Origin of the sequence: Marinobacter sp. (assembly GCF_040882185.1) — a bacterium.
Taxonomy (GTDB): Bacteria; Pseudomonadota; Gammaproteobacteria; order Pseudomonadales; family Oleiphilaceae; genus Marinobacter.
On sequence record NZ_JBBEBW010000036.1, the window covers coordinates 49,174 to 74,958 of the forward strand.

Annotated in this window: 26 protein-coding genes; 13 read left to right on the plus strand and 13 right to left on the minus strand. The window is 53.6% G+C overall.

From position 1 onward, the window contains the following. Positions 1–79: 79 nt before the first annotated feature. On the plus strand, positions 80–1,768 hold the full coding sequence (locus WEB64_RS16995; protein WP_368057191.1) for an ABC transporter permease: 1,689 nt from the start codon (positions 80–82) through the stop codon (positions 1,766–1,768). A 26-nt stretch (positions 1,769–1,794) separates the two neighbouring features. On the opposite strand, the gene WEB64_RS17000 is transcribed toward WEB64_RS16995, so the two are convergent. Together WEB64_RS17000 and WEB64_RS17005 are read right to left on the minus strand one after the other, a co-directional pair. Further along, a complete protein-coding gene (locus WEB64_RS17000) occupies positions 1,795–2,286 on the minus strand; it encodes a YiiD C-terminal domain-containing protein (RefSeq protein WP_368057189.1) in 492 nt (163 codons plus the stop codon). Between the two features lie 100 nt (positions 2,287–2,386). Beyond that, positions 2,387–2,704, minus strand: coding sequence for an AMP-binding protein (locus WEB64_RS17005; protein WP_368057187.1), 318 nt, complete (start codon positions 2,702–2,704; stop codon positions 2,387–2,389). 602 nt (positions 2,705–3,306) lie between these two features. Between WEB64_RS17005 and WEB64_RS17010 the strand changes: the two genes are divergently transcribed. The 4 genes from WEB64_RS17010 (at position 3,307) to WEB64_RS17025 (ending at position 7,441) form a co-directional block, all read left to right on the plus strand. Beyond that, positions 3,307–5,445, plus strand: coding sequence for an adenosylcobalamin-dependent ribonucleoside-diphosphate reductase (locus tag WEB64_RS17010; protein ID WP_368057186.1), 2,139 nt, complete (start codon positions 3,307–3,309; stop codon positions 5,443–5,445). Positions 5,446–5,473: 28 nt separating this feature from the next. Then, positions 5,474–6,169 carry an NrdJb gene (locus WEB64_RS17015; RefSeq protein WP_368057184.1) on the plus strand — a complete coding sequence of 232 codons (696 nt, stop codon included), beginning with the start codon at positions 5,474–5,476 and terminating at the stop codon, positions 6,167–6,169. Positions 6,170–6,325: 156 nt separating this feature from the next. Beyond that, positions 6,326–6,775 (plus strand): MarR family winged helix-turn-helix transcriptional regulator, encoded by a 450-nt coding sequence (locus WEB64_RS17020; protein WP_368057182.1) that lies wholly within the window; start codon positions 6,326–6,328, stop codon positions 6,773–6,775. A 240-nt stretch (positions 6,776–7,015) separates the two neighbouring features. Further along, the gene (locus tag WEB64_RS17025; RefSeq protein ID WP_368057180.1) at positions 7,016–7,441 is read left to right on the plus strand and encodes an organic hydroperoxide resistance protein; all 426 of its coding nucleotides are present in this window, start codon (positions 7,016–7,018) and stop codon (positions 7,439–7,441) included. Between the two features lie 56 nt (positions 7,442–7,497). On the opposite strand, the gene WEB64_RS17030 is transcribed toward WEB64_RS17025, so the two are convergent. Next, on the minus strand, positions 7,498–8,472 hold the full coding sequence (locus WEB64_RS17030) for an MBL fold metallo-hydrolase (protein WP_368057178.1): 975 nt from the start codon (positions 8,470–8,472) through the stop codon (positions 7,498–7,500). A 164-nt stretch (positions 8,473–8,636) separates the two neighbouring features. On the opposite strand from WEB64_RS17030, the gene WEB64_RS17035 reads away from it, so the two are divergent. From WEB64_RS17035 to WEB64_RS17045, 3 genes are all read left to right on the plus strand, one after another. After that, complete coding sequence (locus WEB64_RS17035; RefSeq protein ID WP_368057176.1) at positions 8,637–9,383, plus strand: spermidine synthase; 747 nt, start codon at positions 8,637–8,639, stop codon at positions 9,381–9,383. Positions 9,384–9,529: 146 nt separating this feature from the next. Then, a complete protein-coding gene (locus tag WEB64_RS17040) occupies positions 9,530–9,835 on the plus strand; it encodes a hypothetical protein (RefSeq protein WP_368057174.1) in 306 nt (101 codons plus the stop codon). Continuing rightward, a complete protein-coding gene (locus WEB64_RS17045) occupies positions 9,810–10,199 on the plus strand; it encodes a helix-turn-helix domain-containing protein (RefSeq protein WP_368057172.1) in 390 nt (129 codons plus the stop codon). The genes WEB64_RS17040 and WEB64_RS17045 overlap by 26 nt, the downstream gene beginning before the upstream one ends. 93 nt (positions 10,200–10,292) lie before the next feature. On the opposite strand, the gene WEB64_RS17050 is transcribed toward WEB64_RS17045, so the two are convergent. The 3 genes from WEB64_RS17050 to WEB64_RS17060 form a co-directional block, all read right to left on the minus strand. After that, positions 10,293–10,637 (minus strand): YdbL family protein, encoded by a 345-nt coding sequence (locus tag WEB64_RS17050; protein ID WP_368057170.1) that lies wholly within the window; start codon positions 10,635–10,637, stop codon positions 10,293–10,295. A 38-nt stretch (positions 10,638–10,675) separates the two neighbouring features. Continuing rightward, positions 10,676–10,837, minus strand: coding sequence for a YnbE family lipoprotein (locus WEB64_RS17055; RefSeq protein WP_368057365.1), 162 nt, complete (start codon positions 10,835–10,837; stop codon positions 10,676–10,678). A gap of 111 nt (positions 10,838–10,948) precedes the next feature. Beyond that, positions 10,949–13,567, minus strand: coding sequence for a YdbH domain-containing protein (locus WEB64_RS17060; RefSeq protein ID WP_368057168.1), 2,619 nt, complete (start codon positions 13,565–13,567; stop codon positions 10,949–10,951). A gap of 156 nt (positions 13,568–13,723) precedes the next feature. Between WEB64_RS17060 and WEB64_RS17065 the strand changes: the two genes are divergently transcribed. Beyond that, positions 13,724–13,879, plus strand: coding sequence for a DUF1127 domain-containing protein (locus tag WEB64_RS17065; RefSeq protein ID WP_368057166.1), 156 nt, complete (start codon positions 13,724–13,726; stop codon positions 13,877–13,879). Positions 13,880–13,897: 18 nt separating this feature from the next. On the opposite strand, the gene WEB64_RS17070 is transcribed toward WEB64_RS17065, so the two are convergent. The 5 genes from WEB64_RS17070 to WEB64_RS17090 form a co-directional block, all read right to left on the minus strand. Beyond that, on the minus strand, positions 13,898–14,863 hold the full coding sequence (locus WEB64_RS17070; RefSeq protein WP_368057164.1) for a tRNA dihydrouridine synthase: 966 nt from the start codon (positions 14,861–14,863) through the stop codon (positions 13,898–13,900). Positions 14,864–14,886: 23 nt separating this feature from the next. Next, positions 14,887–15,108: a DUF2835 domain-containing protein gene (locus WEB64_RS17075; protein ID WP_368057162.1), complete on the minus strand. Its 222-nt coding sequence runs from the start codon at positions 15,106–15,108 to the stop codon at positions 14,887–14,889. Positions 15,109–15,115: 7 nt separating this feature from the next. After that, positions 15,116–17,008, minus strand: a complete 1,893-nt coding sequence (gene htpG / locus WEB64_RS17080; RefSeq protein WP_368057160.1) for a molecular chaperone HtpG — start codon at positions 17,006–17,008, stop codon at positions 15,116–15,118. Between the two features lie 142 nt (positions 17,009–17,150). Continuing rightward, positions 17,151–17,585 carry a PaaI family thioesterase gene (locus WEB64_RS17085; protein WP_368057158.1) on the minus strand — a complete coding sequence of 145 codons (435 nt, stop codon included), beginning with the start codon at positions 17,583–17,585 and terminating at the stop codon, positions 17,151–17,153. Further along, a complete protein-coding gene (locus WEB64_RS17090; protein WP_368057156.1) occupies positions 17,582–18,052 on the minus strand; it encodes a PaaI family thioesterase in 471 nt (156 codons plus the stop codon). Before WEB64_RS17090 ends, WEB64_RS17085 begins: the two co-directional genes overlap by 4 nt. A 307-nt stretch (positions 18,053–18,359) precedes the next feature. Here WEB64_RS17090 and WEB64_RS17095 point away from each other — a divergent pair, with 307 nt between their 5' ends. From WEB64_RS17095 to WEB64_RS17110, 4 genes are all read left to right on the plus strand, one after another. Beyond that, positions 18,360–19,640 carry a M48 family metalloprotease gene (locus tag WEB64_RS17095; RefSeq protein WP_368057154.1) on the plus strand — a complete coding sequence of 427 codons (1,281 nt, stop codon included), beginning with the start codon at positions 18,360–18,362 and terminating at the stop codon, positions 19,638–19,640. A 159-nt stretch (positions 19,641–19,799) separates the two neighbouring features. Next, a complete protein-coding gene (locus WEB64_RS17100; RefSeq protein WP_368057152.1) occupies positions 19,800–20,348 on the plus strand; it encodes a hypothetical protein in 549 nt (182 codons plus the stop codon). Beyond that, positions 20,345–21,532 (plus strand): iron-containing alcohol dehydrogenase, encoded by a 1,188-nt coding sequence (locus WEB64_RS17105; RefSeq protein ID WP_368057150.1) that lies wholly within the window; start codon positions 20,345–20,347, stop codon positions 21,530–21,532. The genes WEB64_RS17100 and WEB64_RS17105 overlap by 4 nt, the downstream gene beginning before the upstream one ends. A 183-nt stretch (positions 21,533–21,715) precedes the next feature. Further along, entirely contained in the window at positions 21,716–22,510 is a 795-nt protein-coding gene (locus WEB64_RS17110) for a substrate-binding periplasmic protein (protein ID WP_368057148.1), read from the plus strand. Between the two features lie 53 nt (positions 22,511–22,563). Here WEB64_RS17110 and WEB64_RS17115 read toward each other — a convergent pair whose 3' ends face one another. Both WEB64_RS17115 and WEB64_RS17120 read right to left on the minus strand, forming a co-directional pair. Further along, positions 22,564–25,050, minus strand: coding sequence for an ABC transporter permease (locus WEB64_RS17115; RefSeq protein ID WP_368057146.1), 2,487 nt, complete (start codon positions 25,048–25,050; stop codon positions 22,564–22,566). Continuing rightward, positions 25,050–25,778 carry an ABC transporter ATP-binding protein gene (locus WEB64_RS17120; RefSeq protein WP_368057363.1) on the minus strand — a complete coding sequence of 243 codons (729 nt, stop codon included), beginning with the start codon at positions 25,776–25,778 and terminating at the stop codon, positions 25,050–25,052. The genes WEB64_RS17115 and WEB64_RS17120 overlap by 1 nt, the downstream gene beginning before the upstream one ends. Between the last annotated feature and the right edge of the window lie 7 nt (positions 25,779–25,785).

Below are 25,785 nucleotides of genomic sequence, written 5' to 3' on the forward strand. Positions count from 1 at the left end.
TCCCGTCTGGCGAATTCGTTGCAGTTAAAGGCACGCCTGTTTAAACTTGCCGCGCTTCTGATTCTCCGACGGGAACACTATGAACCAGGCAGTGGATACCAACGAGTATCAGACTCACCAGCCGCTACTCGCAGGCCATACCTCTCGCCGCTGGTTGTTTTCTGCCTTTGCGACAACCTTCATCGTTGCCCTGCCTGTATTCGCGGTATTTTATCTGGCGCTGTTCCCAGAAGAGAACATCTGGCCCCACCTGATAGACACTACTCTGCCACGGTATCTCGATAACACCATTCGGCTGATGCTCGGCGTTGCATTCCTTACCCTGTTTCTTGGCGTGTCTACTGCCTGGGCTGTGACCGTCTGCGAGTTTCCCGGCCGCCGCTTTTTCGAATGGGCTCTGCTGCTACCCTTTGCGGTACCCGCTTACGTCATCGCCTATGTTTATACAGACCTGCTGGATTATGCGGGACCGGTTCAGATTGCCCTACGGGACTGGTTTGGCTGGACCAGCGCCCGGGACTACTGGTTCCCTCAGATCAGAAGCCTTGGGGGCGCCACTGTGATGATCGGCCTGGTGCTGTACCCCTACGTTTACCTGCTTTCCCGCGCGGCATTTCTGGAGCAGTCCCCTTCACTTTTTGCAGTCAGCCGCAGTCTCGGACACTCGGCACTGAGTACCTTTTTCAGGGTGGTACTTCCGATTGCCCGCCCAGCAATTGCGGTGGGGTTGTCACTGGTTTTGATGGAAACCCTGAACGATTTCGGTACCGTTGATTTTTTTGCAGTACAGACCCTCACTGCAGGATTGTTTGATACCTGGATGAATCTCGGCAACCTTGGGGGCGCAGCTCAGATTGCTACGGTCATGCTCTCGTTCGTTCTGATTCTGGTGACATTAGAGCGTTATTCCCGCCGTCGCCAGAAGCAATTCTCAGCCCGGGACAACCGTCAACCGGTACACCGTTTTCGACTCACTCCCGCCCGCAAAGCACTTTGCATCACAGTATGTGCAGTTCCGGTCGTGTTCGGCTTTGTCATACCGGGCCTGGTACTAGGCTATTACGCAGTGGAGTATTTTGAGCAAAGCTGGAACACCGAATTTTTCAGCAACGCCCTTAACAGTCTGTTGCTCTCGGCAACCGCTGCCATGACGACCCTGGTTATTGGCCTTACCCTCGCCTACAGTCGGCGACTACACGATACACCCGGCATGCGGGTCCTGATGAGGCTGTCCAGCCTCGGTTATGCCATGCCTGGTGCAGTACTTGCGGTGGGTGTGATCGTGCCTATGGCCAGCTTTGATAACTGGCTGGATGGGCTTATGGAGCATTGGTTCGGCTTGGATACGGGCCTGTTACTCAGCGGCACTACGTTTGCGCTGGTGTTTGCTTACACGGTGCGCTTTCTTGCGGTCTCTGCAGGCAGTATTGAAAGTGCTCTGCAGAAAGTGACGCCGAGCATGGATATGGCAGCCCGATCACTGGGTCAGGGCCCCGCTGGTACGTTGATCCATGTACATCTCCCGATCCTTCGGGGAACTCTGTTAACTGCTGCACTCGTCGTTTTCGTGGATTGTATGAAAGAATTGCCCGCCACCCTGATACTGCGCCCGTTCAATTTCGACACTCTGGCGACCTATGTGTACCAGTTTGCCTCCGATGAAATGCTCAGCCGAAGTGCTTTGCCAGCGTTGATTATTGTACTGGCAGGCATCGTGCCCATCATTTTGATGAGCCGATCAATTGGCCAGTCCAGAAGCTTTAACTGAAACCAGCACAGCTTGCGAAATAGCAATCAGAGCTTGCAGAAGTCCGTACGTGCTTCCTGAACCACAAAACGCCCCCGAAACGCCGCCAGGGGTTTGGTGCCCGACGTAAGGGAGGCCTCTCCCCGAAAAATCTGTGCCGTCAGGTTCAACCTGCCTTTTCCGTACCGGGCAAGACTTTTATGAAAGCGGCGCATGAGGTTCTCATCGGTCAACGTACAGAGCGCGTAAAAGTCGCCCTCGACGGGCTCAAGGTAGTCCATTTCACCGCTCTGAATCAAAATGTTGCCAGTCAGCCCGGCATCCGCCAGCAGAAGCTCCACCAGCCCCCAGGCCGAGACAACCGCTACCGAATAAAGGCTGCCGCCGAAAGCGGTGCCCTGATGGTTATGGTTCGGCTCCAGCGGTGCACTCACTAACAGCTGTCGGCCATCATAGGCCACCAGCTCAACGGCGAGGCTCCGGGTGAGAGGAATAACCTCATTGATACGTTTTCTGAATCGAGCGAGCTGAGTCATCATTTCTTTGTCCTCTGAACTCAGTCTAGTAGCCTCTCGCTGCTTTCCCTATGCGACTAACGTCGGCTTTTGCGTTAGCGAACACCAGTAAAAACCCCGCCAGTCAAGCTGCGGGGTTTTCAGCGCCTTTGCCTGGCAAGTAGTGGGCGTTACTGCCAGATAAATGACCCGCCATCCAGATGGCCCAATCCGACATAATCCAGTGGGCACAGTTCTTGGAAATAATGCCAATCCGGCTATTAGCGGGCAGATCAAGGGACTTCAGGTAGGCGGCCATACGACGGGCTTCGCCTACGGCACGGCGCCAAGTATATTCCTCGACTTTACCATCACCCATCGGTTGCACCATATAGACCGACTCGGCCCGGGCCGTTTCCCAGTGATAGATCATTTCAAGAGGGAGTTTGTTTTTGCTGTCCATGGACCTTCCTTCGCTTTTTTTGGGTTTCTAATATTGGGGTTATTCCGTTATTTCAGAACGCTGTCAACGGTTTTCGGGCGCATCATATCACCACCCCATCTCTGTAACGCTGTTAACCCGGGTAGCGCAATAGACGTGCGGGTGGTCACAGTTCATCCCCGATACGAACAAAGTGCGGAGTATTCCGAGCAACTATATGTTGTGTTTCGTTACAATCTTCCGAAACGTCCGTCCTGACAGGCTCAAGGGATATTTCAAGTGGATTTCAATTGATTTTCCATACGGAAACCGGCCTTACTGATAGTTCTCCCCTTCTTCACAGACCACAATATCCTGTTATACTCAGTCGACCGACGCCGATATATTGGGTTTTTAGCGAAAAATGCCCGAATAATAACAACGCGTTTACCGGCTTTACCCGAGCGTTCCAGTGATCTATCGCCGGCTGCTCAAAGGCCGCAAACCGAACGGCTTTCGGGGTTGACCAATTTTTTATGAAACACCAGATATAGTGGTCACTGGACAAAACATATTCTAGTAGGATGACGCAGGCTCAAGAGCGGCATCATTCATCGGCAACATCTGAAATTCCGAGGGTGGCAATGAACGTTAAGGCACAGGCATTGACAACAACTATTCCCATGCAGGACGCATCGCTGGATATCTGGAACAGCAAATACCAGCTGAAAACCAAAACCGGCGAACCAGTAGACGCCACTATAGAGTCCACCTACGAGCGAGTCGCCACGGCGTTATCACTGGTTGAAGCCAAGGCTGATCGCGTCAAGTATATGAAAGAGTTTGTCTGGGCTTTGAAAAATGGCGCCATTCCCGCTGGCCGTATTATTTCCAATGCCGGTGCAGAAGCTCACAAACCAGCTACGTCGACCATTAACTGTACGGTTTCCGGCAGTGTGAATGATTCGATGAACGATATCCTTGAGAAAAACCATGAAGCAGGCCTGACGCTGAAAGCCGGTTGCGGCATCGGTTACGAGTTCTCGACGCTGCGGCCCCGGGGCGCTTATGTTGCAGGCGCTGGTGCAACCACCTCCGGTCCGCTGTCGTTCATGGATATTTTTGATCGTATGTGTTTTACCGTGTCTTCTGCCGGTGGCCGCCGTGGTGCCCAGATGGCGACCTTCGACGTGCATCACCCGGATGTACTGGACTTTATTCAGGCCAAGCGAGAAGACGGCCGCCTGCGCCAGTTCAACCTGTCACTGCTGATTACTGAAGATTTCATTGAAGCTGTTAAAAATGACGGTGACTGGCAGCTTTCCTTTCCTGTCACCGAGAAGGAAGTGGCCGAGGAACAACTCGATCTGACTGACGGCAGCGAGTTTATCTACCGTGACTTTCCGATTCAGACAGGTTATGTCACCAACGAGGAAGGCAAAGTCGCCTGCCGTATCTACCGCACCCTGAAAGCCCAGTTCATCTGGGACAGCATCATGACGGCCACCTATGACTATGCCGAGCCCGGTTTCATCCTGATTGACAAGGTCAACCAGATGAACAACAACTGGTTCTGTGAAGACATTCGTGCCACCAATCCTTGTGGTGAGCAGCCTCTACCCCCTTACGGCAGTTGTTTGCTGGGCTCCGTCAACCTGACCAATTTCGTAGACAGACCGTTCACTGACAAGGCGAGCTTCAACTACGAGAAATATCGCAAGGTTGTGGCTATTTTCACCCGTATGCTGGATAACGTGGTGGAGATAAACGGTCTGCCGCTGGAAGAACAGCGCCACGAAATCAATTACAAGCGTCGCCATGGCATGGGCATTCTGGGTCTTGGATCTACCCTGGCCATGCTTCGTATGCCTTATGGTTCTGACGAGTCGGTAACCTTCACCGAAGAAGTGGTTCGGGAAATGGCGGTCGAAGGCTGGCGTCAGTCTCTCGCTCTGGCGGAAGAAAAAGGCCCTGCGCCCATCATGAATGATGACTTCGAAATCACTCCAAAGATGCTTTCCAAGTGCCCGAAATTGAAGGCAGATGGATACGCACTGGGTGATAAGGTGAAGGGTCGGGTACTGCACGCAAAATACAGTCGGTACATGGAGCGCATCGCTGAAGTGGAGCCCGAACTGGTTGCCACCCTGGCAGAGAAAGGTGGTCGTTTTACCCATCATACCTCCATAGCTCCAACAGGCACTATCAGCCTCTCACTGGCCAACAATGCAAGCAATGGTATTGAGCCAAGTTTTTCGCATCACTATGCCCGCAATATCATCCGTGAAGGTCGCAAAACCAAGGAAAAAGTTGACGTGTTTTCCTATGAGCTGCTGGCCTATCGTCACCTGGTGAACTCCGGAGCGATGCCCTTTTCAACTGAAGAAGGCACACGCCTGCCAGAGTACTTCACGACCTCTGATGATGTGTCTCCGGATCAGCATGTGGACATACAGGCCGCTGCGCAAAAATGGGTAGACTCCTCTATCTCAAAAACCGCCAATGTGCCTACGGACTTCGCTTATCCTGCCTTCAAGAACATTTATATGTACGCTTACGAGCAGGGCCTGAAAGGTTGCACTACCTTCCGCTTCAACCCCGAAGCTTTTCAGGGTGTACTGGTGAAAGAAACAGATCTGGAAAATACGCTGTATGAGTTCACTCTGGACGATGGCAGCAAGGTCACTCTGAAGGGTAATGAGCAGGTGGAGTATGACGGCGAGATCCACAATGCCGCTAACCTGTTTGACGCCCTGAAAGAAGGCACATACGGAAAGTATTAAACCGGAAACCCGACAAAGGACATCGAACATGACCGTTAAAATCAGCAATAAAATTGTCGGCTACCGGGTAACCAAAGCCGACAAAGCGAGTGAAACACCCGCAACCGCGATCGAGGCGCTGCCCTCGCCGATTAAAATGAATGAGTACATCGAACGGCCAGATTTTCTGCTGGGCACAACCTACAAGATCAAGCCGCCGATTGCCGAGCATGCGATGTATATCACCATCAATGACATCCTGCTTAACGAAGACACGGATCACGAAAGCCGTCAGCCTTACGAGGTCTTCATCAACTCCAAATCCATGGAGCACTTCCAGTGGGTTATTGCCCTTACCCGGGTTATTTCCGCGGTGTTTCGCAAAGGTGGTGATGTTACCTTCCTGGTGGAAGAATTGCGGTCCGTCTACGATCCCAACGGTGGCTATTTTAAAAAGGGCGGTGTATTCATGCCGTCCCTGGTAGCGGAAATTGGCGCGGTGATCGAAAAGCACCTGAAGGCCATCGGTTTGATCGAGAGTGAAGAAATGAGCGAGGTTACCAAGCGCATCCTCGCCGAGAAGCGTGCAGAGTTTGAAGCCAGTAAAGCGACCGCAAACAACGATGATACTGTCGGTGATTACCCTGCCAACGCTACCATGTGTGGAAAATGCAGCACCAAAGCCGTCATCGTAATGGATGGCTGTGCCACCTGTCTCTCATGTGGTGACAGCAAATGTGGCTGAGCAGTTGCTGAGGTTTGAATCGGCCTGAATTGATAGGGGCACCTGATAGGTGCTCCTTTTTATTTCCGTGACCTTTAAACTCAAACAGTATTTGGCATCCCGGCCTTTAGCGCGATAACTTGTAAACATCGTCTACGCTCATTTCGGAGTTTTATTATGGTCCATCGGGACAGCTGTTCAGACCTGATGCTGGATAACCAGCTATGTTTTGCCTTATATTCCACTTCATTGCTGATGACCAAAGTTTATAAGCCGTTGTTGAAGGAGCTCGGACTCACCTACCCTCAATACCTGGCTATGCTGGTGTTGTGGGAAGAAGACGGTTTGACGGTAGGAACGATCAGTTCGCGGTTACTGACCGATCCCGGTTCATTGACGCCGTTGCTGAAACGTCTGGAGACCGAGGGGTTAGTCCGTCGCACTCGCAGTGACCGGGATGAACGAAGTGTATTGTTGACGGTGACCGAGAAAGGCTGGGGACTTCGGGAGCAGGCGAAAGCGATTCCCAGCTGTATTGTCGGCTCGGCGGGTCAATCAGTTGAACAGCTGATGGCTTTGAAACGGCAGATAACAGATTTAAGAGATAACCTTAATAAATCAATTTAACACGATATTTTCATTGATTTATTTTCTATATTTATAGAGAAAACTTCACCTATTTTTTAGATGCAGTTCTATAAAAGTTCTCTTTATAACCATTCAATTCAACATTTGTCTTGCGCACTAATTTATTGTGCGTTAAGTTAATCTGAATCATTTAACACGGTCCTTCCCGTGTAACACGCCTGCGTTATGACTCAGTAGCAGGACCCATCCTCAAGACCAACATCGAACGGAGTCTTTATTATGTCAGTCGAAAAAGTCGTTTATACCGCATACGCAGAAGCAACGGGTGGCCGTGATGGCCGGGCCATTTCTTCCGACGGCGTTCTTGATGTCGCCCTCACTACCCCTAAAGATATGGGCGGCGCCGGTGGTAAAGGCACGAATCCTGAACAGTTGTTTGCCGCAGGTTACTCAGCGTGCTTTATCGGTGCCATGAAGTTTGTTGCCGGGCAGGAGAAAATCGAAATGCCTGAGGACGCATCTATTGAAGGTGCGGTCGGAATTGGCCCCATCCCCAACGGCTTTGGTATTGAGGTCGAACTCAAGATCAACCTCCCGGGCATGGACAAAAAGCAGGCTAAAGAGCTGGTCGACAAAGCCCATCAGGTTTGCCCCTACTCCAACGCGACCCGAGGCAATATTGACGTGACCCTGACCCTGGTCTGATTACAAAAAGAGCGAGTCCAACAAGGACTCGCTCTTTTTATTTTGCCTTTAAAGTATCAGGAACACCCATTCGTACAGTTCGCTTCGCCGTCAAAGGACATAGTGACGCCGCTCAGAGGCACGTGAACGGGGACATCTGTGGCCTTGATAAAAGCTTCAGTTTTGGTTCCGGCCACAACCTTACCGTCCTTCGTGGCTACTTCGTTAGCGTGAGATGCAATTACTGAGGTTGGTTGCACGAGCTCATTGATCACATAGGCTGCTTCATTCGGACCTGTCGTGAAAGTGCTGCCAATATTAATCACCGCAAGCCTGGCCTCATAGTAGTCCTTTACCACCAACTCCTGCTCTGCGGTAATGCCGGTATCCCCGGACAGATAAACCACAAGGCCGTTGGTGAATTTCAGTACATACCCTGTTGGTGGCCCGACGGATGCACTGAGCCCGGAACCTTTGAGGTATTCGGCAAGTGGTCCGGTGATAAACCCGGCCTCCAGACCGTTGCTGTGAGTCGCAGGCACCGTAGTAATCTCGACGCCTCCTATCGTGACAAGACCACCAAATCTCACCAGGACAGAATCCGAACCATTGCCGCCAGCCGCTTGCATCTTGTTTGCAAAGAAAGCTGGCATATCGCTGCCGGTGACCATCTTGGCACCCTTTCCTACGGCAATATTAACGGAGTTCGAATTCGGCATTGCATTCACAGACGAATCTGCCGAGGCGCAGCTACCAGCGTTCGGTTCAGGTATATGTTGGTCGCCAACGTGATCACCGTGAACATGGGACACCAACACCACGTCTATGTCTCCCAGCCTCGGATCATTGGGCCCTGCGACGGTTCTACCCGCATCGTATAAAATACGGGTGCCAGTCGGATATTCAAACACCAATGCCCTGTCTCGGGCGCAAAATTCACCGTCCTGCCCACCCAAAGGTGTCACCGTCACGACCCCTTCCTCTGCAACTGTCCCAGTAAACACCAGGCAACCTGCTATGGCAGGCGCCCACATCCATCGCGTTCCCATCATGACACTGTCCTCTTTTTGTTTGATCAGTTTATCTTACGACCGGGGCGCCCAGATGTCTTTCAGGTCGTGGGTAAACGGATGTACGCGCTTGAGGATGTCGACCGCCTGCTCATGTAAACTCCCCAAAACACTTACCATCACTGCATAAATCAGGGCAGCCACCAATGAGTTTGCGCCTCCGCGGCACGGTAATCCATCAAACTGAGGATGCTCTGGGAAGCATTCTCGTGCTCGACCATGGGAAGCACCGGATATTGAGCTTCGACACCGTCTTCGAGCAAAGTAAAATCGCGCGGGGCAAACCCCATTTACCGGTCCACGAATACAACCGTGCGATGCTGCTGCCCATCGCCTTCAGCTTACCCAGGCGAGCGACCATCCTTGGGCTTGGCGGAGGAGTCCTGGTCGGGGCCCTCCACTATCTGTTGCCGGAATGCGAACTCCACGCCGTGGAACTTCGCCCCCAGGTCGCGGACGTCGCCCGGCGTTTCTTCAGTCTGCCGGAGGCCGACAAGGTCCGCCTGACGATTGCCGATGCCCGGCCAGCCCTTCGTGATATGCCGACCGCAAGTACTGACTTCATCCTGACCGATCTGTACGGCGCAGATCGGATGAGCCCAGCCCAGTCCCAAAGGCGGTTCATCGACGAATGCGAACGAACGCTGACCTCCGAAGGCTGGCTGGCCATCAATTACCACCGAATGCCGACCCTTGATGGCCGCCTGTATGCCCACATTCGACAGCTCTTTGCCTGCGTATTGCTGTTCAAAAGCAAAACCAACAACTACGTTCTGTACGCCTGCAAACAGTACTTCGAGCCGCTGGGCCCGGAAGACCCACGACTCAAAGCACTGGAACGGCACCTCCCCATAGCCTGGTCCACACTGATGGCGCGCGTAAGAGCAGCCTGACGCCCGGGGTTGGCCAAGCCTTCAGCTACACGTACCGCTTGCCCCAGCTCGCTCATAAACGTCGACAGTTGCTCCAGGACGCGCCTGTCTTTCAGTATCCGGTAATGTCCGAGATGCTGGGTCTCGATAAATCTGGAACGCGGCCAATGACCGGCAATCAATTCACCATGCAAGGAGGGGATCTCCCCATCATGGGCGTCACTGATTACCAGCCCCTCGACTTCAAGTCGTGCGGCCAACCGGGTCATATCCAGTCGTTGCTAGAGCTCAGCGCCAAACTGCTCCTCCAACAGGCGGGTATGGACGACGAGCTTTATCGACATGGCTTTCCATATTATCAGGCGTTTCGCCAGCCCGGCGCTCGCTTCGGCGTGTGCAAAGCTGCATGTATTCGACAGCAACCGCCAAAACCAGGCGCCCTATCGGATGTTCAACGGCAGCAAATCCCATAAAGATGAACGAATAAAACGCGCGCAAGAATGGATTGAATTACACCATGGGTCACACATCTCCATTGATGAGATCGCCGAAACTGTGGGATTGGGAGCAAGAACCTTCAAACGGCGTTTTAAGGAAGCCACCGGTGAAACGCCTATTGGTTATCTGCAGCAGGTTCGCGTAGAAAAGGTTAAAACCCTGCTGGAGACAACCATCACTTCATTCAGTGAAATCATCTGGCAGGCCGGTTATGAGGACGTCAGTTCTTTCAGGCGCCTGTTCAAAAGAGAGGCAGGATGCACCATGGAGCAATACCGGCGAAGGTTCAGCTACTCTGTGCCAACTGAAATCTCGCTGGCTTTGGCCGAACCCGCTTGATCCGTGCCTGTCTCGCTCGCTCTCTTGAACTCGATCTGTTCAATATCGCCTATTTTCACTCGTTTCTATTGATAGCACGTCTGTTGGCACGTCTTACTTTTTGACCCACTGCCCTTCAATCAACACAAACTGGCCCGAAGGTGTTTTCTCTATCGCTTTTTCGCCAGCGACGGTTTCTACCTGGGTGACCGGGATGTCGTGTTTTTGTGCAATGCGGGTATATTCCTGGCGACGGGCTTCGTTAATGGCGTCCACAATCTCGCGCGCACGCCCGTCCGAGTCCACCACATCAAGATAGCCGGTAGGTGTCTCGCCCACCTGCCCTTGCTGTTTGACACTGTCCAGCTCGTTTTTTGCTTCATTCAGGCTAATGCCAAAGGCTGGCAAACTCAGGCACAACGCCATCGCCAGGCTAGTGAACTTCGCAGATCGTTTCATTCGGTGCTCCTTTCGAACCTGAAAATATTGATATAGGATTAAAACAGGCCTTTCTCACTGAACAGCTCGTCCACATCCTTATCTACCTTCACATAGATTTCATGCTGTATTTTGACGTTCAGGTTCACGGTGATCGGCTCTTTTGGCGCCGCCATCTGGACGGTAGGTGTGCAGGCTGACGCCATCAAAGCGGTCAACATGATCGACGCTATCAAAACCAGCAGTCTTCTCGGGGACTTCGTGCCCGGACTGTATCCTTTCATTGAGCTTGCTCCTCTTTGCGGCCGAACCAACCTTGGATCGGCCATCGGTTAATCCTCCGTCTTCGCCTCGCCCTGCAAAGCATTACGCTCCTGCACCAGTTCGCGAACCCTTTCAGTCACAGCTTCGTTGACTCTACCGCTGAGCTGCAGACTGGTTAGCAACGCCGGTACATCTTCTTCCAGATTAATATTGAGCTCAATCGGATAGCCATCCCGCACGTCGGGATTATTGCCCTCTAGATGAAGCCCCAGAAAAAGCGTGCCGTCCTGATCATAGTCTATGGTGCTACGAAGCACCGTATAGTGGAAGTTCTCCATCGCGCTAGCCACGAGCTCCATCGCCTGATTACCCTGCGCGATGCCCCGCAGCCGATCGGCCGGGAGGCTGAGCGTGCCGCCAGGCTCTACAGCGGTTACTTTGCCCTGCTCTACGCGAATACCTTGCCGATCAATTACTAAGGGAACTTGCCCGGTAAGTGTGCCAGTCCCGGACAGGCCTTGCGCCGGGTAGGCACTCATCAGTTCGGCGAGCTCAAGCTGACTGAGCTCGAGAGGAACCCGGAGCGGCAAATTTCCCAGATCCCATGTCGCCGGGGAAACTTTCACGAAGCCGCCGAGAAATCCTGCGTTCGCTCGACTCAACGTCAGCTCGCCGCCAGAGACATCTGACCTTGGTGCACGATAGCTGCCCCCTAAAACCACGGGGCCCAGAAGGACACCCGGGTTTACCTGCTCAAGTGTCAGCTTCGGTATAGTTACGGCCAGCTCCGATCCACGCAGGCCGACGTCGAACGACCCCTCGAGCGCTGTCCAGGCAGTACGGTCAAACACGCCAGACACATCGGTCATGACCAACTGGGCCTCCAGCTCTGTCGGCCCGCTCGCCGGTAGCTCGAGGTTCGCATCGGCCGTGAGCTTGCCCTCGGTAATGTGCAGACTCTGTGGCCAGATCGCCAGCGTATCGGACCATGCCTGGGCGGAGGTTTCCCCTTCCATACTCAGGTTGGCAGTCATAGTCAGGTCGCCACCGAAAGGATACGCGAGGTCGATATCAGCGGAGGTTCCCGCCTTGGAATCCACTGTACCCTCCAGATTGAGGTGCCGGGAACCGCTATTCAGCAAACCCTCGAAGCGCCAGGCTTGAGAATGCAGTATCGGCTGAGTGACCTCCGCACTGCCGAGGCTTAACGGGCCCTTAAGGGATAACAGCTCAAATTCCTTTTCTTCCGGGTTATAGCCAGCAATGACCTCGAGTTGCTTCAGGTCTGCCGACACTTGATCGAGCTCGAACGGGTTGTCAGGTTCAAGGTTGGAAACATTGCGGATGTTCAGAGTGGAGCCAGGGCCGAGTTCCAGCGTCATTTCCTGCTCATCCACCTGGCCTGAAACCGACAGGCCGAGGTTGACCTCTCGAAGCGCCCAATCCCCCGCGTTTAAGGTCTGCAGGCTGGCCTCGATTCGGGTCTCGCCCACCTGAACTGCCCATGGTTTGGCTGTCGCGACCGCAAGCTGGCTGTCGATATCAATCTTGCTGAGTCCCCGACTGCTCACCGCCAGATTGAGAGCAATAAAACGATCGCTTGGGGGCAGATCAGACACCTCGTCCTCAGGGCGAATCCTGATATCCAGGGTATGGGGTTGCAGGAATTCGGGAAGCTGCTGAGCCCAATCACCCGGCTTTTCGAGTGTCAGATCGGCGTTAACGGTTTTCGCTCGCCAGTGGCCATGAGTCGCTGACAGGGCCAGCTCAATACGCCCCTGAGCTACTGCAACGCCCGGAACCGGCCATGGTTGTGGTAGGTTGGCGGAAACTGTCAGATTCCCGGACAGGTTCTGGAAAAAGTCAGGACCCGCCGGGCCAGCCATTTCCCAATTGGCCATCATGCTGGCGCTATCGGGTTGCGGGGGCAACTCCCCCACCTGCATGGGATGCCAGGTTTGCAGCCAGGCAAGCAACCAGTCAGCTTGAGGTAATTCTGGCACCCTCACTGACCCGCTCCATTCCGTTTGCTGATGCTCTGTTGCAGTCCGATAACGAGATATCATCTCAGCATGAGTTTCGCCATCAATCGACACGGTTGCGGTTAGACTGAGGTCGTCACGGGACTGGCCATCCAGGTGAGTTTCAACCTGAACCAGATGTTGTTGGTGCTCAAGTTCCAGCAATGCGATGACTGGCAGCAGATCAGGCCCTCTGGTTGCTTTCAATGCTCCATTCAGAGCACAACGTCCCTCTGCGCAGGGAACAGTGGCATGGAAGGAATTAATAGCCAGCTCATAGGGTAGCCAGCGCCAGGGCAGACGGGATAATTCGAGTGGTTGTTCTGGTTCTGATTTAACAGTCGTCTTATTTTCTGTTTGCCAGTCAATATCCAGCGCACCGACCGACAATTTGATTGGCCGGGGCCCGCTCCATTGCCAATGCCAACTTAATGAAAGCGCATTGGCTCTGACCCTGAGTTGTTTGTCTGGCTGTCGCTGTAAAACTTCAATGCGCCCGACTTTCAGCTCGCTGAAAGAGAGAGCAAGCTCTTCCCACTCTAAACTCTGGACACCATGGACATGCTTGAACTGTTGCCAACTCTGAACCAGATAGAAGCCTCCGGCGGCGACGGCCGCCAGAACGAGCGCAAGCATGGTTAGGCCGATGGCGCAGCGACGTGACATAGCGCTCCCCTGGATGTCTCGCTGTTAACGGTTCTTGCGAGTTCTGCGTATAGCAAGGTATTACAAAGGTCAATAAAATAATAGGCAGCTACTTAAAAAGCTAAATCATCCGCTAATTCACAAGCCCCATTAAACCTTTATTGTAAGAGTCTATCCGTGATCAAGATTATCAAAGCCAAACAGCAGGTCTGGCAAACCCGCATAACGTCCCGCAATCAGCTAAGACAGATGGATAAGCGCCTTTTGAAAGATATTGGCATTACCCCTCTGGATGCGCTTAACGAATTCCGCAAGCCCTTCTGGCGCGCCTGAATCCGGATGATCAGAAAGTCATGCCGCTCGCGGTTTCAAAACCGCTGATTCCAGGCAAGCAAAAAGTGCGGCTAATTCCCGGAGCTTGCGAGCCTGCGGCCATACCGCCTCGGCTTCGACAAATCCCCGGCGAAGATAATTCAACCATTGTTTAATCCGGCCGATAACGAATTTGTCCTCCAGGTGACCCTGTAACGCTCGTCCGTAATTTTTCACCAGGCCGACCGCTTCAGGCCAGCTCATGGGCGGCAGTACCTGCCCGCTCTGGCTGGCTTTGATCTGTACGGCCAGATCCGGCCTGGAAATCAGACCGCGGCCAATCATGACATCGTCGCAGCCCGAAACTGTACGACACCGCCAGTAATCATCAACCGTCCAGATGTCCCCATTAGCTATAACCTGCGTCGCCACCGCTTCCCTCACCCGAGCGACGTCCTCCCAATAAGCCGGAGGCTTATAGCCATCCACCTTACTGCGGGCATGGATAACAATTTCTGCCGCGCCAGCAGCCTCAAGCGCCTGTCCACACGCTATGCCCATGGACCGGTCTTCATAACCCAAGCGCATTTTGGCCGTTACAGGTATTGTTGAAGGGACGGCCTGACGAATAGCACTTGTTATCCGATGAAGCAGCTCTGGCTCTCTCAACAACACGGCGCCGCCTTTGTGCTTGTTCACAGTCTTGGCAGGACAGCCAAAGTTGATGTCGATCTGTGGAGCACCGAGTTCTGCCGCACGGGCGCCGTGGAGCGCCATCTGATCGGTGTCGGACCCGAGCAACTGCACCGCCACCGGCACACCTGTTCGGGTCAGACATCGGTTATGGAGCTCAGGTGCGTACTTGTAAAAAATTCGGGGTGGCAGCATGCCATGGGTCACGCGAATAAATTCCGTCACGCAACGATCAATACCCCCAACCTGAGTCAGGGATTCACGAATGGGTGAATCCACCAGCCCCTCCATGGGCGCAAGAATAATTCGCATGATCTACTTCCAACCCTGCAACATCAGACAAGACGCTCAATACTGGCAAACTTGCCCGCATCATCAAACAGGATACGAAAACTGCCACGCACACCGTCGCGAAGATAAAAGCGGGAAAGGATACGGGCCGGGAAACGGACACTGCGTCCGTCCCGGCTCGTGGTATGAACATCACGAGCAACGCCTTGATAGAGCTTTAGCCACTCATCTGAACTGATGGTGATGTCCACAATAATCTGCTGCATGGTTGGATCAGTTACTCAGGTCCAGCAACAGACGGTTCAGCCGCGTAACGTAAGCGCCCGGATCCTTCAATTGCTCGCCACTGGCCAGCGTGGCCTGGTCAAACAATACCGCCGAAAGCTCCTTGAAACGCTCTTCCTGCTGCTCGCTCTCGAGGCGCTGCACCAGCGGATGCTCGACGTTGATCTCGAAGATCGGCTTGCTGTCAGGCATTTTCTGACCGGCGGCTTCCATGATCTTGCGCATCTGCATACCCATGTCGTGGTCTCCGACCACAAGACAGGCGGGCGAGTCGGTCAGGCGGTTGGTGACCCGGACTTCCTGCACATCGGTATCTAGCGCCGTCTTGATTCGCTCCAGCAAACCCTGGTGAGCCTTGGTCGCTTCTTCCTGCTGCTTCTTATCTTCCTCGGTTTCTACATCACCGAGATCCAGCTCACCGCGAGCGACGTCCTGTAATGATTTGCCGTCATATTCACTGAGATACCCCATCATCCACTCGTCGATACGTTCGGAGAGAATCAACACTTCCACGCCTTTCTTGCGGAACACTTCGAGGTGCGGGCTGCTCTTGGCGGCCATGAAGTTATCGGCGGTGATGTAATAAATCTTGTTCTGACCTTCCTTCATGCGCGCGATGTAATCATCCAGCGAGACGTTCTGGGTGCTTTCACCGGTATGAGTTGAGGCGAAGCGCAACAGGTTGGCAATCTTCTCGCGATTACTATGGTCCTCGGCCGGGCCTTCTTTCAGTACCGCACCAAATTCAGTCCAGAACTTCTGGTACTGCTCAGGCTCTTTCTTGGCAAGCTTGGTCAGCATGTCCAGCACACGCTTGGTAACGGCAGAGCGGATGCTCTCGACGGTGCTGTCGTTCTGCAGAATTTCCCGCGACACGTTCAGGGACAGATCATTGGAGTCAATGACACCCTTGGTGAAACGCAGGTACAGCGGCAGGAACTGCTCGGCATCGTCCATGATAAAGACGCGTTGCACATAGAGCTTCAGGCCCCGGGGTGCTTCCCGGTTGTACAGATCAAACGGAGCACGGGCTGGCACATACAGCAGACTGGTGTAATCCAGTTTGCCTTCCACTTTGTTATGTGACCAGCTCAGAGGATCTTCAAAGTCGTGACCGATGTGTTTGTAGAATTCCTTGTACTCTTCGTCCTTGATCTCGGTGCGAGGCAGGGTCCAGAGCGCCGTTGCTTCGTTGACGGTTTCGTCGGTACCTTTCTTGTCTTCCTCTTCGGACTCCGCTTTCATCACGACCGGGAATGAAATATGGTCCGAGTACTTCTTGACCAGATTGCGCAGCCGGAAACCGTTGGCAAACTCACTCTCACCTTTTTTCAGATGAAGCACAATCTGCGTGCCCCTCTGCTCAAGATTTACGGGCTCTATGGAAAACTCACCATCACCTTTCGAATCCCAGTGCACGCCCTCTTCCGCTGGCGCACCTGCCTTACGGGAATAAACTTCGACGCGGTCGGCCACGATGAAGGAGGAGTAAAAGCCAACTCCGAACTGGCCAATCAACTTGCTGTCTTTTTTCTGGTCCCCGGTGAGCTGTCCGAGAAACTCTGCTGTACCGGACCGGGCAATAGTGCCGAGGTTCTGAATGACTTCTTCCCGGTTCATACCAATACCGTTGTCCGTGAGAGTCACGATATTGGCTTTCTCGTCGTAATCAAGACGGATTTTCAGTTCCGGGTCATTCTCAAACAGGCTGTCATCTTTCAGGGCAGCGAACCGCAATTTGTCCTCGGCATCCGACGCGTTGGAAATCAATTCACGAAGGAATATTTCCTTGTTGGAATAGAGCGAGTGGATCATCAGGTGGAGCAGTTGCTTCACTTCAGTCTGAAAGCCCAAGGTTTCTTTCTGTGATTCGACCGTCATCGGGAAATATCTCCTGGCTGCTTATTTGTTGCTTTGCGGCATTGAAAGCGATTGAAGAGTGTAAAAGTCTCCCCAAAACCCTCGAACACCGGGTTGTTTGGTTGTCCCTGTAAATGGGGTTCAGGCGCAGGTTTTCAAGTCTTCAATCCGTCAAAAGGAAATGCGCCCGGGCTGTGGCGATAGGCTGGCTACGGGATTTCTGCCAGGCACTAACCATCACATTCGCCACCCGATTACCCTGACGGGTGAGGTGGCATTCGGCAAAGGTTTCCTGGTCAAGACCGGCGCGCAGGTAGTCGAGGGAGAAATCAACGATCTTCGGCATCCGCAGGGTTTCTTGCGACATCATGAGATAAATCGCTGCGGACAACTCCATAAAACCACCGATGACACCGCCGTGAATGGCGGGCAGTATCGGGTTGCCGATATTTTCTTTTTTCGGGGGCAAACGGAATATCAGGTCATCCCCAAACCGGTCGCATTTCAGACCGATGAAGCCAGCGTAGGGAATGCTCTCGACCATTCGGGAAAAGTCTCCGGTTTTCCGGGTGTATCTGAGGATCTCAGGAGTGCTCATCGGGAGCCTCCGGCGATCAAGTCGCGATAGGATTCCGGCGTTGCCTCCCGGCCGATCCGCATGAATGTGCCGACGCATTGCGCGATAACGTTACCGTTGTTCTGGAAAGCCTCACAGCGGGTAAAAATGATATTCCGGGTTACCCGGTAAGGCTCCGCCCGGGCATAAACCGGCAACCCGGGCTCAGCCGGGCGCATGTAATCCACCCTCAGATCCAACGTCGGACACAGCTCAAAGTCGTCGAAAACGCAGAGCATAACTGAACCGGAAGCCGTATCCATAAGAGTGGTAATCGCACCTCCGTGGATTACCCCCGTGTCGGGGTTACCAATAATTTTCCGACTGTATGGCAGACAGAGCGTCAGGTGCGCCTCAGTTGCTTCGGTGACTGTCAGGCCCAATTCACAAGCCTGGTTCAGGGTATTGATAAAGCGGCCTACTCGCTCTGCTCTGTGGTTAATGGTCATAAGTTTGGTCCTGAGCGCGGAATTACTTCCAGATAATTTGTCATTCAGGGATCCCGGACAATATGATAAAAGAAAAGGAAAACCAGCGATGACCGGCGCAGATCATACCTGATTCCCCCTGATCACCCCAGGGTGCTCTATAGGGCATACGTTACGTAAACTATCTGACATGCTGGTAACCCGCTGCAGCAGATGAAGGCTATTATAAAGCCGTTAGCCTCTGTATCCAGGCTGTTTAAAAGCCTTCAGGAACGTAGTGGCATCGAGTCAATGCAATCAAACAATGGATTCGTTTCAGGAGTTTACTGTGAATTACACCCCGGGTTTCCACACGCTGATATTACTAACCTTTCTGGCTACCCTGACGGGGTGTTCGGTGAACCCCGTCACTGGGGACCGGCAGCTATCGTTGATTCCCGAAAGTCAGGAACTGTCTATTGGCGCGGAGCAGTACAAACCCACCCAGCAGATGCAAGGCGGCAAGTTCTATCTGGACCCCGAGCTCACGCTATACGTAAGTGAGGTGGGCCAAAAACTTGCGGCTGTGAGTGACCGCCCTGACCTGCCCTACGAGTTCGTCGTTCTTAACAGCAGCGTACCCAATGCGTGGGCGCTGCCATCAGGAAAAATTGCGATCAACCGGGGTCTGTTGGCGGAATTTGATGACGAAGCGCAGCTGGCATCCGTCCTCGGTCACGAGATCGTCCACGCAGCGGCACGGCACAGTGTGCAGCGAATGCAACAGGGCATGCTGCTAAGCGCCGGTATGGCGGGGCTCGGTCTGGCGCTCTCCGACAACGAATTCGCGGGCATGATTATGGGCGGCGCGGCGGTTGGCAGTCAGATTGCCCTGGCGCAATACAGCCAGGGAGATGAGCTTGAATCCGACCATTACGGCATTCGCTATATGAAAGAAGCGGGCTATGATCCCCAGGCTGCCGTCGAACTGCAGGAAATTTTCCTTAAATTGTCGGAAGGCCGGAAGACTAGCTTTGTCGAAGGGCTGTTTGCGTCTCACCCACCGTCCCAGAAACGGGTTGACGAAAATCGCGAACTTGTCCAGAAGCTTGGTGCTGGCGGCTACCGCGGCCGGGAAACCTATCAGAAAAAAATCGCTTACCTCAAACGCATCCAGCCAGCCTACGATGCCCAGGATGAAGCAGCCAGTCTGCTAAACGAGGAAAAACCTGACGCCGCTTTGAAGAAAATCAATGAAGCCATTGGAATTGAGCCGGATGAGGCCTCGTTCTATGCCCTTCGCGGACACATTTTCAGACTTCAGGAGGATGAAAAGAAAGCACAGGCTGACTTCGACAAAGCCGTCTCTCTGTACCCGGAAATGTTTTCCTATCGCCTACAGCGTGGTCTTAACGCGCTCGAATTAAACAATGTTACCCAGGCTAAAACCGACCTCACCGAAGCCAATAAGGTGGTGCCCACATCCATCGCATTTCTTCGTCTTGGCGACATTGCGATTAAGGAAAACCGCCGTGATGATGCCATCCAGTATTACCGGACCGCCGCAGGTGCCCAAGGCGCCGTCGCGGAAGAGGCCCAGCGCAAACTGGCTGCGTTGGTCCAAGGCTAACGCGGCAACCGCCTGAGATAGCTGCTTCCTCTAATGGAAGCAGCCCACGCCATTGGGCAAGAGTTGCGCTTCAGACAAACTTCCCGGGTTAGCAACTGCATTGACTTTTAGAGCAATAACTCTAAAAATTGAGCTATTGCAACAACGCGGGAGCTTTCCATGATAGCCAGACACATCAAACCCATGGCACTGCAGGCACGCCGTCTCTATGTAGAGATCATGTTCCAGGTGATGGGCCGGGCCTTGCAGGCGGTCAGTGAGGTAGACCAGGATGTTCAGTCCGAGGTCAGAGTACTACCAGAGGGCTTCCTGTTCGAGATGATGGTGATGCCGGATGGCTCAGGGCTCATTGTCGAGCACATTGGCGACGGCCGCCTTCACTACCATGGCGATACCGCTCCTCGCCCTGTCGATCTGTCCATCCAGTTCAAACACGTGGCTCACGCCTTTCTGGTACTGTCCTTCCAGGAAAAAACGTCAGTGGCCTTCGCTAACGACCGCATGCTGGTCAATGGCGACATCAGCTTTGCCGTCCGCATGACCCGTGTCCTTAACCGGCTTGAGGTCTTTATCCTGCCTCGCCTGATCGCCAGCAGAGCGGTCAAGGAATATCCCGCTACCCTGAACCTGCCGAAAAAAGTTCTGAGCGCCGCGCGAATTTATCTGAAAGTCGCCACCCATTTTGTCGACACGGTGAGAGCATTATGAAAAACAGCTACTACGAATTTTTTTGCCCGGTCAAAGTCATAGCGGGCAAAGCCGCACTCGAGCACATACCTTATGAGCTAACCGGTCTGGCGGCCAAGCGGCCGATGATTATCACTGATAAAGGTGTTCGGGCGGCGGGCCTGCTGGAGCCGGTGATCTCCGCCTGCGAAGAAAGTGGGCTTGATATCATTACTATCTACGATGACGTGCCCCCGGACTCTTCTGTAGGTGTAGTGAAAGCGATTGCCCGCCTTTATCGCTCGGAGAAATGCGACTCAATCATTGCGGTAGGTGGCGGCTCAGCCATTGATACCGCCAAGGCAGTCAACATTCTGGTCTCGGAAGGCGGTGATGACATCAGTGTTTACGTTGGAGCAGGTGTACTCAAACGTCCACTGAAGCCTTTTTTTGTGGTGCCAACGACTGCGGGCACCGGCTCCGAAGTCACTGCAGTGGCGGTCATTTCGGACCCTGCCAAATCAGTTAAACTGCCATTCACCTCATCCTTCCTGCTGCCCAACGCCGCCATTATTGACCCGCGGATGACACTGACTTTGCCCCCTCACATTACGGCAGCAACGGCGATGGATGCCCTGACCCACGCCACTGAAGCCTTCACGTGTATGGCGAAAAATCCTTTGAGCGACGCGTTTGCTACTGCAGCCGTGAAGAAGGTCAGTACCTCATTGTTAACGGTGATGGATAACCCTAAAGATACGGAAGCAAGGCTCGAATTGGCCCAGGCCTCCACCATGGCCGGTATTGCGTTCTCTAACTCGATGGTGGGACTGGTGCATGCGCTTGGTCATGCCACCGGAGCGCTGTGTCACCTGCCCCATGGTCTTTGCATGAGTCTCTACCTTCCCTACGTATTGGAATACAATCTGGAATCCATACGTAGCCCACTCGGTGAACTCCTGCTTTATCTCGACGGCCCGGACGCTTATGCAGCGACACCGGCGGACCGGCGAGCCGAAGCGTCCATTTCGGCTATTCGCCGCTTGAGAGATGCGCTTTACAAACACTGCAAGCTGCCCCGAACCCTACAGGAAACCGGAAAAGTAGAGGAGCATCAACTGGATAGAATTGCTTCTCTCGCGTTGGACGACGGCTCTATCATGTTTAATCCTAAAGAGGTCACGTTGGCAGATGCCAAAAGGGTGCTTACACGTGCATGGGCATAAAACTAACCCGGAATCTTGATGTCATTTGACTATTTGTCACACCGGATTCGTTGAAAATACATTAAAAAAGAGTAACAATTTGACCTGAGATTTCCGTGCTCAGGCCTTTTTTTGAATGGCGCTGATCGCTCTCACAGGTCCTTAACACGCTTGTCCGGTCTTCTTTTTCAGAGTCAGTTGTCTATGTTTCAACCTTATCGCCAGCCTTCGCCCATCATTTACCTGTTTTGCTTACTTGCTGGCCTGTTGCCCACCATGGGGTTTGCCGAATCTTCACTGGAAAGCTACAACCCGGGAGGCCCGGGCATTTTCAAACTCAACATTTCTCCTAACGGATACCCCCCCTACATCATCATCGGTGAAGATGCTCAATACTCCGGCATCGTCTGGGATGTAGTGAAAACCGTTTTCAAGCGCCTTAACTATCAGGTGGAGCCCCATAAAATTCCCCGCAAACGGGTCGATGGCATGTTGCTGGACGGTTACATTGATGGCACCCCACGCGCTATCGAATGGACCACTGATCCCGACGCTTATGTCTTCACCGATCCGGTGGTGAGAATCAAGGAAGTATTCTTCACACGGAAAGGCAATGAATTTCAATACCGAGCGCCTGATGACATCGAGTCATTAATCGTCGTGACGCACCTGGGCTATCGCTACCCTGCACTCGCGGAGATGTTCGAGTCCGGCAAAGCCGAACGCTTTGATGTTTCACAGGATAAGGATATGTTCAGTTTTCTGCTCAATGCCGAATATTTTGATACCGCTATTGCCGATTTGGCGGTGGGCCAGTGGATCATCGGGGAAAACGGTTGGCAGCATGAATTCAGTTACACCGAGAATGGTATCAGCGATTTTGGATTCCGCCTGATGCTGAGAAAAGACTGGGCCAGCTTCGCCAAAGACTTCAATGTCGAACTGGCCCGGATTCGAGAATCCGGTGAACTGGACCAGATTCTGAATCGCTATCGTTAAATTCCCACGCCTTATGCTAATCCGCAGTCTGGCACGACCCTGGCTGAAGATGCTTACTCAAGGCGTCGTAACAGCAGCATTGGAGACACCTCAAGCACAGGTCTCAGCTGTAAGCGGCCAAATATGGAAAGCAGTATCGCACTGATCAGAGGAATGGGTAGCACTACACTCCAGTGCCAGTTGAACTCTCCCTCAAACATACGATACTGCAACGCCCAGACTGCCGCCTCGGCCGCCGCCACCCCCAGTATTCCGGCAAAGAAACCCAGTAACGCGAATTCCACCATGGTGCTTCGCACCAGCAGCGACTGGCGACCTCCGAGGGTTCTGAGCAACGCCCCCTCACGTTGACGGTCTTGAAGTGTAGCGCTGACCACCGCCGCCATAACCACCAGCGCGGCAGCCAATATCATCACCAGGATGGCTTCAATAGCCTGGGTTACCTGCTGCACAATGCTTCGAATCCGCTCGATAATGTGGTCCACTTCTAACACCGAAATAGTCGGGAACGTGCGAGAAAATGCATTAAGCTCAGACTTTTGGTCTGCTGGCAGGTGGAAACTGGTTATCCAGGTCGCTGGCATTGTATCCAGTGCCCCTCCGGGCGGGAACGCCATATAGAAGTTTGGTTTCATGCTGTCCCATTGCACCGTTCGTATACTGGTAATCTCCGCACTCACCTTGTCAGAACCAATGGTGAACCCAAGCTTGTCCCCCAACTTGAGCCCAAGCTTTTCAGCCAACTCTGCCTCCACGGATACCCCGGAGGTCTGCTCTTCTTCGAACCACTCGCCGTCCACGATACGGTTGTCATCAGGCAACTGATCCATCCAGGTTAAATTAAGCTCCCGATTAAGTGCGCCCACCCGTTCATCTTTACTCACTGCCTCCTTGACCGGTTGGTCATTGAGCTCTGTCAATCTTCCGCGAACCATGGGGTACAGCGTATCCAGGGGCAGCGAGCGCGCCTGCAGGAAGTCTTCGACATCATCTACTACATCCGGGGCAATATTGATCAGGAAATGGTTGGGCGTATCCTCGGGTAATTGGGCCTGCCAGTCATCCAGTAGAGAGGATCTAACCAGTACCAACGTACAGGCGAGCATCAGTGTCATTGAAAATACAGCGATCTGCGAAAGGCTCGCCCGTCGATGTCGGTACAGCGCCACCAGGGCCAGGCGCCAGGCGTTACCGCCCCCAGAGACATGCCGCAAGCCAATCACCATCAACCAACCCAGAACCACCAGTATACCCAGCAAAGCGGCCAAACCACCCAGGAGTGCCAGGACCAACGTGATTTCTCGGGCGTAAAGCCACACCAGCCCGAACACGGCCACCACTGCAATCACAATATCCAACCACGCTTCCCGGCCCGATTCCCCCGGCTGACTCCGCAGCACCCGCATGGCGGGCACATTTCGAAGCCGGCGGATGGGGGGGTAGGCAAAGGCGAAAAGCGACACTACCGCCGTCATCAGTGCTGGCGTCAGCGCCAGAATATCAATCCTGAAGTCCACCGGCCGGTCCAGCAAATCGGCAACCAGACTGTTCAGCATCCAAACGATGGGCAAGGCAATCAGCAAACCACCAACAATACCTACTAGCCCCCACAACACCAAACGGCCAATGTATAACTTGCCAATGCCCTGACTGCTAAGGCCGAGGGTTTTTAACAGAGCCACGGTGTCGCGCTGGTTCATGGCGTACTGACGACTGGCCACTGCCACAGCAACAGCTGCAAGCAGAACCGCGAGGCTCCCTCCCAGTAACAGGAAGCGCTCGGCTTTCAACAGAGACTGGGACAGCGCTTCGCCATCGCGGATACTTTCCCATTCATGACTGGGTTCGAAACGCGGCTTCAGCCAATTGTAAAAGGCATTCAAGTCACTTTCTTCACCCGCGTAGAGGTACACATATTCCACGCGACTGCCTTGCTGAATGACGTTGGTCGCTGCAACGTCATCCGTGTGCATCATCACTCGCGGAGCCAGCGCGGCCATGTTAAACCCGCCATCAGGTTCACGGATCAGCAATCCCGAAACAGTCAAAGCCTTATTGCCGATTTCCAGGCTGCCTCCTATCTCTACATCCAGCAGCCGCAGCAACCTGGGGTTCACCCACACATTCCCCCTATCAGGGCCACGGGCCGAGACTTGCCTCGGAGCCTCCTCGCCAAGCTGATATTCAACCTCGCCTTTGAGCGGGTAGTTGTCGTTGACAGCCTTTACCGCCACCAACTGGAAGCTATCATTACCAAAAACCATGGTACTGAATTCCACCATCTCGGCGGTGTCTATGCCCCGCCGTTCGGCTTCGGCGCGCCACTCCGGCGGCGCCGGAACGCCGTTTTCCGCTTCAAGTTTGCGATCCGCCGCCAGAAAAGTACTGGCCGATGAGATCAGAGCGCTTTGCAGCTGACTGGCAAATAAGGCAATCGTTGCGACTGTAGCGACTGCCACAATCAGCGCCGCCAGAACAACCCGAACGTCGCGTTCACGCCAATCACGACGCACCGAAGACAGTTTTTTGGTAGCGCCCATCAGGCCATCGACTCCGTTACTGCCGCATTTTGCGAGGCCGGTTCTGACAGTTTGCCCGCTTCAATATGGAACTGGCGCTTGCAACGTGCTGCGAGTTGTTCGTCGTGGGTGACCATAACCAGGGTGGTGCCCTGCTCCCGGTTCAGCGTCATTAACAGCTCTGAAATAGCCTGGCCCGTGTGATTGTCGAGGTTACCGGTAGGTTCATCGGCGAACAGCACAATCGGATCGGCGGCAAACGCGCGGGCAATAGCCACCCGTTGCTGTTCGCCCCCAGACAATTGACGGGGGGTGTGATGCAACCGCTCTCCCAAACCTACGCGAACCAATAATTCCCTGGCTTTTGCTTCGGGACTTTCATGCCCCCCAAGCTCCAACGGCAACATGACGTTTTCGATCGCGGTCAAGGCTGGAAGTAACTGGAAAGACTGAAACACAAAACCGACCCGCTGGGCGCGAAGCTGAGCACGTTCATCTTCACTCAGTGCACTGATGGTCGCCCCGTCGAGATCCACCGAGCCTTCCGAGGGTGTATCCAATCCTGCCAACAGACCAAGTAAGGTCGTTTTACCCGAGCCAGAACGCCCAACAATGGCCACAGACTCCGCACGCTTGATTTCGAGATTGACCCCCTGCAAGATCGTCAGCGTATCTTCACCCAGATCAACCCTGTGACTCAGGTTGGTTGCTTTGAGCATGGTCCCGGTTTCATCGGGTATCGCGGTCATTGAATCT

Bases quoted from the DNA above. Each gene is read 5' to 3' on its own strand.
- WEB64_RS17030 (WP_368057178.1), bottom strand. From the start codon at position 8,472: ATGATGGGAACGCGATGGATGTGGGCGCCTGCCATAGCAGGTTGCCTG.
- WEB64_RS17105 (WP_368057150.1), top strand. From the start codon at position 20,345: ATGAAAAACAGCTACTACGAATTTTTTTGCCCGGTCAAAGTCATAGCG.
- WEB64_RS17090 (WP_368057156.1), bottom strand. From the start codon at position 18,052: ATGACCATTAACCACAGAGCAGAGCGAGTAGGCCGCTTTATCAATACC.
- WEB64_RS17100 (WP_368057152.1), top strand. From the start codon at position 19,800: ATGATAGCCAGACACATCAAACCCATGGCACTGCAGGCACGCCGTCTC.
- WEB64_RS17040 (WP_368057174.1), top strand. From the start codon at position 9,530: ATGACCGGCAATCAATTCACCATGCAAGGAGGGGATCTCCCCATCATG.
- WEB64_RS17070 (WP_368057164.1), bottom strand. From the start codon at position 14,863: ATGCGAATTATTCTTGCGCCCATGGAGGGGCTGGTGGATTCACCCATT.
- WEB64_RS17015 (WP_368057184.1), top strand. From the start codon at position 5,474: ATGACCGTTAAAATCAGCAATAAAATTGTCGGCTACCGGGTAACCAAA.
- WEB64_RS17005 (WP_368057187.1), bottom strand. From the start codon at position 2,704: ATGGACAGCAAAAACAAACTCCCTCTTGAAATGATCTATCACTGGGAA.
- WEB64_RS17060 (WP_368057168.1), bottom strand. From the start codon at position 13,567: ATGTCACGTCGCTGCGCCATCGGCCTAACCATGCTTGCGCTCGTTCTG.
- WEB64_RS17115 (WP_368057146.1), bottom strand. From the start codon at position 25,050: ATGGGCGCTACCAAAAAACTGTCTTCGGTGCGTCGTGATTGGCGTGAA.
- WEB64_RS17020 (WP_368057182.1), top strand. From the start codon at position 6,326: ATGGTCCATCGGGACAGCTGTTCAGACCTGATGCTGGATAACCAGCTA.
- WEB64_RS17025 (WP_368057180.1), top strand. From the start codon at position 7,016: ATGTCAGTCGAAAAAGTCGTTTATACCGCATACGCAGAAGCAACGGGT.
- WEB64_RS17010 (WP_368057186.1), top strand. From the start codon at position 3,307: ATGAACGTTAAGGCACAGGCATTGACAACAACTATTCCCATGCAGGAC.
- WEB64_RS17045 (WP_368057172.1), top strand. From the start codon at position 9,810: ATGTTCAACGGCAGCAAATCCCATAAAGATGAACGAATAAAACGCGCG.
- WEB64_RS17075 (WP_368057162.1), bottom strand. From the start codon at position 15,108: ATGCAGCAGATTATTGTGGACATCACCATCAGTTCAGATGAGTGGCTA.
- WEB64_RS17055 (WP_368057365.1), bottom strand. From the start codon at position 10,837: ATGTTGACCGCTTTGATGGCGTCAGCCTGCACACCTACCGTCCAGATG.
- WEB64_RS17000 (WP_368057189.1), bottom strand. From the start codon at position 2,286: ATGATGACTCAGCTCGCTCGATTCAGAAAACGTATCAATGAGGTTATT.
- WEB64_RS16995 (WP_368057191.1), top strand. From the start codon at position 80: ATGAACCAGGCAGTGGATACCAACGAGTATCAGACTCACCAGCCGCTA.
- WEB64_RS17035 (WP_368057176.1), top strand. From the start codon at position 8,637: ATGAGTTTGCGCCTCCGCGGCACGGTAATCCATCAAACTGAGGATGCT.
- WEB64_RS17050 (WP_368057170.1), bottom strand. From the start codon at position 10,637: ATGAAACGATCTGCGAAGTTCACTAGCCTGGCGATGGCGTTGTGCCTG.
- WEB64_RS17085 (WP_368057158.1), bottom strand. From the start codon at position 17,585: ATGAGCACTCCTGAGATCCTCAGATACACCCGGAAAACCGGAGACTTT.
- htpG (WP_368057160.1), bottom strand. From the start codon at position 17,008: ATGACGGTCGAATCACAGAAAGAAACCTTGGGCTTTCAGACTGAAGTG.
- WEB64_RS17120 (WP_368057363.1), bottom strand. From the start codon at position 25,778: ATGACCGCGATACCCGATGAAACCGGGACCATGCTCAAAGCAACCAAC.
- WEB64_RS17110 (WP_368057148.1), top strand. From the start codon at position 21,716: ATGTTTCAACCTTATCGCCAGCCTTCGCCCATCATTTACCTGTTTTGC.